Origin of the sequence: Catenibacterium sp. CAG:290 (genome assembly GCF_000437715.1) — a bacterium.
Classification (GTDB): domain Bacteria; phylum Bacillota_I; class Bacilli_A; order Erysipelotrichales; family Coprobacillaceae; genus Catenibacterium; species Catenibacterium mitsuoka_A.
The window spans coordinates 6769-14035 of record NZ_FR898869.1 but is presented as its reverse complement, the minus strand read 5'-3'; the positions used below and the strand labels follow the sequence as shown (position 1 = coordinate 14035).

The window sequence follows — 7267 nt, the reverse complement described above, 5'->3', positions numbered from 1 at the left end:
ACTGTCATTTATTTCGAGACAGCCTCTTTTAATTTCTTTAATGATCCCTTAACTCTCTTCGTATTAGTGAAATTCAACTTACATACTTTAGTAAGAATCTTATCACCATACTTGTGCGCAAGTTTAACAGCCACGATTTCGGCATTAGTGCCGGCCCCTCTAGCAAGGTTCATCTTTAAACTCTTTGTCATACTAGCAAAATATTGTAGATATGCATAACGAGAAATGATTTCTGCAGCTAATACTGCTAAATATTGTTCATCAGCATTGGTTTCAAAAATCATATCTTTTACGACAATAACTTCACTCTTTAAATAATTATAATAAGTCTTAGGTGAAACGAATTGATCAATAACTTTGAATTCAACACTCTTCTTCACTTTCTGAAGAACATTCACAACAGCCTGGTTAAATAGGCGTGCACGAATATTTGCCTGGTTGATTCCACTATCAATCATCTTATTATAATGTGAGTTATCTAATACTAGTAGTGATGAAATGAGATGTCCTTTTAATAGTTTGGCGTAATTGATAATTTCCTGATTAGACAAATCATCGATATTATCAATATGCAGGTTTTTAATGATCTCAAGTGCTTCATCATCGGCATAGCATGCAACGACACAAAGCGGCCCAAGAAAATCAGCAGATCCTGTTTCTGCAGCACCGATATGTGGATGCATACATAAGTGATCTGAATTCTTTTCCTGCTCAATCTTTTTTGCTAAACTTCTAGACCAATGCTTTGCTTCATGCACCGCATTTTGTCCTAAAAAGCTTGCTTCATAATTCGATGTCACTTCGATGTCACAGCCAATAGCATGAGCTTTTAAAAGAAGGTTCTCGCTTTCGAATGGATCCATCTGACTGTCATAAAACTTCTTCATCTTGTTTAAAATGTTTTCATTAATCAAAAATTTAATTGGCTCCACTATATTCACCTCACATATTTTATTTTATCATAAATTTCATTTTTTTGACAGTATAAATTTCATTTGTTATAATTAAGAACCGACAACGTCAAGGAGGTAAGTGTTATGAGTTTTCTTGATTTGATTCTTATCGCTTTTTTGTTATATATGTTTTTTAGTGGATATTCCAAAGGTTTTTTCTCTACATTATATGATTTAGTAAGCTTTATAATCATGATGCTTTTTATCTATTTTAATGTAGAAACTATTTCTTCTATTATCCAGATTTATAAGCCGGTAGATGATCCTTTATCACAATTAGGTGGTTCAGTTATAAATATGTTGATAGTCTTTATTATCATGTTTGTTGTTCTAGAAATAATTCGCAGACTCATAGGCGTTCTTATTAAACCTTTAGTCAATCAATTGACTGATCATTTTGCACTCACTGCTTTTGTCAATCATTTATTAGGTGCGTTGATTCACGCATTAAAGGGTGTATTTATCTCCTTTATGGTCATGATGATGGTTATTATTCCCTTCTTTGGACCTGATATCTTAACTAATTCTAAAATAGGACATTTAATCATAGAAGATGTACCAATTATCTCACAAAAAGCAATCAATGAAGCAAGTGCTTATGGAAGCTTATTAAAGGGACAGCATACACTTCAATTAGAAGATAAAGATATATTAAAGAAGATGATTATCGCTAATAATCATGCCTATGATCATGGAATACTAGATGAGCATGATGCAACACAGTTTGTCTATACACAATTAGGCCCTGCTTTAATGAAACAGCAGGTCATTATACCTCATGAAGAAAAACTTCAATTTATCTCTTTATTAAATAAAACACCTTATACAGAAACAGAAAAGAATACAATATTAAATAATATAGGAAGTGAATAAAATGTTAGATAGTTATAAAGTCTTAGAATTTCCAAGAATTCTAAATAGTATTGCTGGCAGCTGCCGTACAGAGATTGCGAAGAAGAAAGTATTACAATTAGAAATGTATGATAATCTGGCTGATTTAAATGAAGAACAGAATCGTTTAGAAGAAGCCATGACTATTCATCGTATTATGGGTACTTTACCTCTTGCGCCACTTCATGATATCAGTGCATATCTTGCAAAAGCGAAGATGGATGGTATTTTAGCACCAGAAGAATTAATGGCTATTGATCATATGTTAGAAAATATCTTTCAGGTGACTTCTTACTTTAATGCTTATGAAGGAGAAATTATTCTCTTAAGAGACTTAGTAGAAGGCTTAGAAGGGGATAATGGGTTACATATAGAAATCAATAGATGCATTATGCCTGATGGCTCTATCAGTGATCATGCCAGTGAAACACTTTATCGTATTAGAAAAAGCATGCATGCATTAGAAGGACGTATTCGTCATTCTATGGAAGGGTATTTAAAGAGTGAAAAGAATTCATTAAGTATGGATACTCTCTCTAGCAAGAATGACCGTTTAGTTCTTGCAGTTAAAGCACCACATAAGAATGAAATCAAAGGCTTAGTACATGCCACAAGTGCTTCTGGGCAGACATTCTTTATTGAACCAGAAAGTGTTGTTGTCATGAACAATGAACTTAATGAATTAAAGAGTCAGGAACAGACTGAAATCAATAAAATCTTACAGAGCCTTACAAGACGTGTTAAGTATAACTATACAAGATTCTATTTTGATCAAGAGCTCATGTCTGAACTAGATTTTATTTTTGCGAAAGCACGTTTTGGATGTGATTATGATTGCATTAAACCTGATATCAATGAGTCAGGTATTCTTTCTTTAAAACAGGCTAGACACCCACTTATTGATCAAGAAAGAATTGTACCTAATGATATTATTATTGATGGTAAGATGTTGATGATTACTGGTTCTAATACCGGTGGTAAAACAGTTGCTTTAAAGACTGCTGGTTTACTTTCATTAATGGCTATTAGTGGTTTAGCCGTGCCAGCTATTTCAGCTTCTATTCCATTCTTTGATGCAGTCTATACCGATATTGGTGATGAACAATCTATTGAACAGTCACTTTCAACATATTCATCACATATGAAAAAGCTTATTTATATCTTAGAACATGCAACATGTCGTTCTTTAATTCTTATTGATGAAATTGGTTCTGGTACAGATCCACAAGAAGGGGCATGTCTAGGAGAAGCTATTCTGGATACCTTATTAAGACGTGACTGCCGTATTGTTGCATCTACCCACTATGGTGAACTTAAGAGCTATGGTCAGTCAAGAGATGATATTACTCTGGCATCTGTTGGATTTGATGTAGAAACAATGCGTCCTACATATAGATTAAAGCTTCATTCTATTGGTTCATCTTATGCTTTTGAGATTGCCGCTTCTTTAGGTCTTGATCACGAGATTATTGATCAAGCTTTACATAATAAAGAAGAACGTATGAGTGAAGCAGAAAAGCTAACCGAGAAGCTTACTAAACAGAGTGCTGAATTGGATGAAAAAGAAGAAAGAATCAATACATTACTTGCAGACAATGAAAAGCTTCATAATCGTTATGAACATCAGCTATCTGTTGCCACAAAACAAAAAGATCGTATTGTCGAAGAGGCACAGCAGGAAGCTAATAAGATGCTTGAAGAAGCTAAGAAAACAATTGATGAATTGACTAAAGATATTATGAATCAGGGTGCTTTAAAGCCTCATCAGGTGACTGCAGCAAAGCATGCATTAGATCAGCAGAAATATGAAAAGAAAGAAGTAGTCAAGGTACAGGATCATGTATTTAAAAAGGGTGATCATGTTAAACTTGATAAAATGAATAGAGAAGGGGATGTCCTAGAAGTTAAGAAACATGAATTGCTTGTTGATTTAGGTGGTCTCCAGGCTCGTGTTAAGGATACTGATGTAACATTCATGCATGGTGCTTCTAAGCCTCAGAAGGTTAAAAAAGCAGGCACAAGACAGCATATGAAAAAGACAGGACATTATGAAGTCAATGTCATTGGTATGCGTTACGAAGAAGCGATGAATATTGTAGAAAAGTTCTTAGATGACGCTTTATTACTAGGTTATCCTTCAGTACGTATAGTTCACGGTATGGGTAAAGGTATTTTACGTAATGGTATAAGAAAGAAGCTAGACCATTTATCATATGTCAAGGAATATCGTGATGGTGGACCAAATGAGGGTGGTTTAGGTGTAACGGTAGTTAGCTTTGAATAAGAATCTAGTCTATATTAAAAAGAAGCTTTCTCTGCTTCCTATGTCTCCTGGCTGTTACTTAATGAAGAATACAGACGGAAAAGTTATTTATGTAGGAAAGGCGCGAAAACTTAAAAATCGCGTCTCTTCTTATTTTACAGGAGCACATAACTATAAAACTACAAAATTAGTCGATCATATATGGGACTTTGACTATATCGTGACAGGTAGTGAGAAGGAAGCATTATTACTAGAAATTAACCTTATTAAAGACTATACACCTGAATACAACATCATGTTCATGGATAATACTTATTATCCTTATATTGAACTCACTGATGAAACCCATCCACGACTTAAAATAGTAAGAAAAACTAAAAACAAAAAGAATAAATACTTTGGTCCTTATCCCGATGCCACTGCAGCTAGAAATACTTTTAAATTATTAAATAAGCTTTACCCATTAAGAAAGTGCAATCATGTTCCAGATAAACCATGCTTATATTATTCTTTACATCAATGTCTAGGTCCATGTATTAATGAAGTTGACAAGAGCCAATATGATGAAATTAGAAAAGAACTAATTTCTTTTATACATGGTAATACCAAATCCAAAATAGATGAACTCACTGAAAAGATGATGACAGCTAGTGAAAATCTTCAATTTGAACTTGCGAAAGAATATCGTGATCTCATTCGTTCTATAGAATATGTCACAGCTAAACAGAATGTCCAATTTGGAGACTATAAAGATAGAGATATCTTAGGCTATTTTATTGATAAAGGCTACATTAGTATACAGCTCTTCTTTATGCGTGAAGGTAAACTTCTCTATCATGATTTTAATTTAGAACCAGTAGGAGAAGATTTTGAAGAAGATCTCATTCGTTTCTTAGTTACTTATTATCAAACTCATCCAGAACCTTACGAACTGCTTATTCCTCAAGATGTTGATTTAGAACTATTAACTGAAATATTATCCTGTCATGTTCTTCAGCCACAAAGAGGAGATAAGAAATCCTTAGTAGAAATGGCTAATAAGAATGCGAAAGAAGCATTAGAAAAGAAATTCTTATTAAAAGAGAAGACAGATGAAAAAACAATTCTTCCTATTATTGAATTAGGTCAAAAACTAGGTATTGATACACCACACACGATTGAATTATACGATAACTCTAATATCCAGGGTGCTTATTCAGTCGCTGGTATGGTTGTATATAAAGATGGTGTACCATCTAAAAAAGATTATCGTAAATATAAGATCAAGACAGTAGAAGGTCCTGATGATTATGCAAGTATGAAGGAAGTTATCTATAGACGTTATTATCGCTTACTTATGGAGCAAAAAGAAATGGCTGATCTCATTATTGTCGATGGTGGACTAGGACAGATCAAAGTCGCCAAAGAAGTGATAAATAGTTTAAATCTCTCTGTACATATATGTGGTTTATCCAAGGATGATAAACATTCTACCGCAATGTTGCTAGATGAAAATGGGAACCAGGTTCCTATTGATACAAAGAGTCCTTTATTCTTCTTACTAACTCGTATGCAGGATGAAGTGCATCGCTATGCTATTTCATTCCACCGTCAGGTACGCTCTAAATCCTTATTTAGTTCTATATTAGATGAAGTAGAAGGAATAGGGGAAGCACGCAAGAAGAAGCTTCTTAATCATTTTAAGAGTGTTAAAAAGATGAAGGAAGCATCACTGGAAGAACTAGAAGCAGTCATTCCTAAGAATACTGCAGCAAAGCTCTATGAAGTACTACATAAAGAATAATCTATACACTTTTTGCGATATACTATATAATTGACACTAGAGAGCAGGTGATTTAATGGAAAATAAGCGCAAGTATCTGTTTATTACAGTCATTGCATTATTTATCGTTTCATTCTATACAATTAACCTCCGATTTGATCCATTCTATCGTGTCAACGGCATCAACAACGATAATAGAATGATCATCGAAAAGTATTTAAGTAAAGAAGAACAAAAATATCTTGTAGAAAACAGAATTCCTCTTTACCATTTTATGAAATATATCAAATATGATGATTTTTATCTGCCATATTATCAATATTATGAAGTACTAGAAAAAACAGGGCGTTACTCTACAAATAAATCTATCCTACAAACAGGCAATGAATTAGCAACTAAACTCACTGGTACCTATAAAGGTGCATCTTATGATCAAGCAAAGAAACTTGTAGAACATGATTTAGAAGCAGGATATTTATATAATCAGAACTTTGATTTTGGTAAACTACAAATATATTATGAAATGAGACCTCTTTATGAAGATTATAGTTATGTAGATGATACAGAATACTATATTGAATTATTAAAGAATCGTGGACTAAATGATAAAATGATTCTTTCATTCTTCAAACAGGCATGTGCTAATTACTCTCGTTACGGTTTAACAACACTTTTGACTCAGGCAAATAATCAAGATATGTTCTTGATTCCTGATCCTTCAGCTCTTTTAACTACCTTAAGTGATCAAACTTATATAGGTGCTTATGTTCCTCATAATCTTGTCTTAATGTCAGATATTCATCGTTTAAAATATGCCATGTATTTAAATAATGACGCCTATGAAGCGCTAAAGAAGATGATTGATGCAATGCCTAATGAGATTGCGAATGACTTTTATGTTAAAGAAGCATATACAAGCTTTACTGACTTACAGTATTCAAATCCTAACCTTGCAGGTAAAGATGAAAGACAATTAGGTAATACAGTTTCTATTGCATCTAAATCCATTGCCTATCAGGAATTTGAAACATCTGCCCTGTCACAATGGCTTGAAGCACATTCATATGAATATGGTTTTATATTACGTTATCCAAAACGTATGGCATCTTCTACAAATCATGTGTATGATGCACATTACTATCGCTATGTAGGTAAGAAGAATGCGAATAAGATTTACAAAGAAAATAGCTGTATTGAAGAATATAATCAGAAGGAGGCAGCTGAATGAAAAAAATTGTAATTATGTCAGATAACCATGGAGACATGAATATCTTAACAGATATTAAAGTTTTAGAAGATGATGCAGATTACTATATCCATTGTGGTGATAGTGAATCATATCAATTGCGTGATTTAGATGAATTTGTTGCAGTGAAAGGAAACAATGACTGGAGTCTT

General features: G+C 33.2%; 6 protein-coding genes. 5 read left to right on the top strand and 1 reads right to left on the bottom strand.

What is annotated here, in order from left to right:
- Positions 1 to 8: 8 nt before the first annotated feature.
- Complete coding sequence (locus QVO42_RS09765) at positions 9 to 932, bottom strand: ribonuclease HIII (protein ID WP_022425922.1); 924 nt, start codon at positions 930 to 932, stop codon at positions 9 to 11.
- A 105-nt stretch (positions 933 to 1037) separates the two neighbouring features.
- On the opposite strand from QVO42_RS09765, the gene QVO42_RS09760 reads away from it, so the two are divergent.
- The 5 genes from QVO42_RS09760 to QVO42_RS09740 all read left to right on the top strand — a co-directional run.
- Positions 1038 to 1826 (top strand): CvpA family protein, encoded by a 789-nt coding sequence (locus tag QVO42_RS09760; protein WP_022425921.1) that lies wholly within the window; start codon positions 1038 to 1040, stop codon positions 1824 to 1826.
- A gap of 1 nt (position 1827) precedes the next feature.
- The gene (locus QVO42_RS09755) at positions 1828 to 4128 is read left to right on the top strand and encodes an endonuclease MutS2 (protein ID WP_022425920.1); all 2301 of its coding nucleotides are present in this window, start codon (positions 1828 to 1830) and stop codon (positions 4126 to 4128) included.
- Complete coding sequence (gene uvrC / locus QVO42_RS09750) at positions 4121 to 5890, top strand: excinuclease ABC subunit UvrC (RefSeq protein ID WP_288164351.1); 1770 nt, start codon at positions 4121 to 4123, stop codon at positions 5888 to 5890. Before QVO42_RS09755 ends, uvrC begins: the two co-directional genes overlap by 8 nt.
- A gap of 55 nt (positions 5891 to 5945) precedes the next feature.
- Entirely contained in the window at positions 5946 to 7097 is a 1152-nt protein-coding gene (locus QVO42_RS09745; RefSeq protein ID WP_022425918.1) for a M15 family metallopeptidase, read from the top strand.
- On the top strand, positions 7094 to 7267 hold a 174-nt coding region (locus QVO42_RS09740), incomplete at its 3' end, for a metallophosphoesterase family protein (protein ID WP_353867265.1). The genes QVO42_RS09745 and QVO42_RS09740, both read left to right, overlap by 4 nt.